1 protein-coding gene is annotated in these 870 nt (G+C 61.4%); it reads left to right on the plus strand.

Annotated elements, in window-relative coordinates; translation table 11 throughout:
- The first annotated feature begins 149 nt into the window (after nucleotides 1–149).
- Nucleotides 150–719, plus strand: a complete 570-nt coding sequence (locus NW826_RS10630; protein WP_414336257.1) for a shikimate kinase — start codon at nucleotides 150–152, stop codon at nucleotides 717–719.
- Nucleotides 720–870 lie beyond the last annotated feature (151 nt).

The following is an 870-nucleotide window of genomic DNA, read 5'->3' on the forward strand; positions in this document are numbered from 1 at the left end:
TTCAGCTCTACTTCAGAGACCCGGTACACGGGAACGATGAAGCAACTGGGGCAGAAGAAGAGACAAAAATCTCGCCGTAAAGCGGGTGAGGAAACCCCACCCGCCTGCGCGGTGGGGTAGTTCATGCGCTAGCAGATCCCTCCCCCCTCATGATCTCTCCGCCAGAATCCGAACGCCTGCAGGGCGTGACCGTCTACTTAGTCGGCATGATGGCCAGCGGCAAGTCCACGCTGGGAGCTGAGCTGGCCGCCCAGTTGCGCCGCCCCTTCTTCGACACCGACGTGTTGGTGGAGCAGGTGGCGGGCTGCTCGATTGCCCAGATTTTTGCTCAGCATGGGGAAGCCCACTTCCGGGATCTGGAAACCCAGGTGCTGGCCCAGCTCAGCGGCTACACCCGCCTGGTGATTGCCACGGGGGGTGGCATCGTGCTGCGGCCCAAGAATTGGAGCTATTTGCACCACGGCCTCACCGTTTGGCTGGATGCGGCCCCTGAGCTCATTTGGCAACGGCTGAGCCGGGATCCCGGCCAACGGCCCCTGTTGCAAACCCCCGATCCCCAAGCCGCTTTGCAAAGGCTAATGCAGGAGCGAGAACCTTTCTACGCCCAGGCCGATGTGCGGGTGCCCATCCGGTCAGAAACCAGCCCGTCCCAGTTGGCCGAACAGGTTTGGCAGGCCATTTGCGCCCGCTTGCGAGCCCAGCCGCCTTGCAACCCATAAAAAAGGGATCCGCAAACCTTTGGGATCCCTAAGCATTACAGTTCAAGACTTGCCGGGAGCGGATCCCTGGCAAGTGCCAGGCAACCTCCCTGATTCTTTAGAGCGCGTTGCCGCGGGGTAGGACTTCTTCGGGGAACTCAAAGCGCTCGTG

Source organism: Synechococcus sp. OH20 (assembly GCF_047502685.1).
Classification (GTDB): Bacteria; Cyanobacteriota; Cyanobacteriia; order Thermostichales; family Thermostichaceae; genus Thermostichus.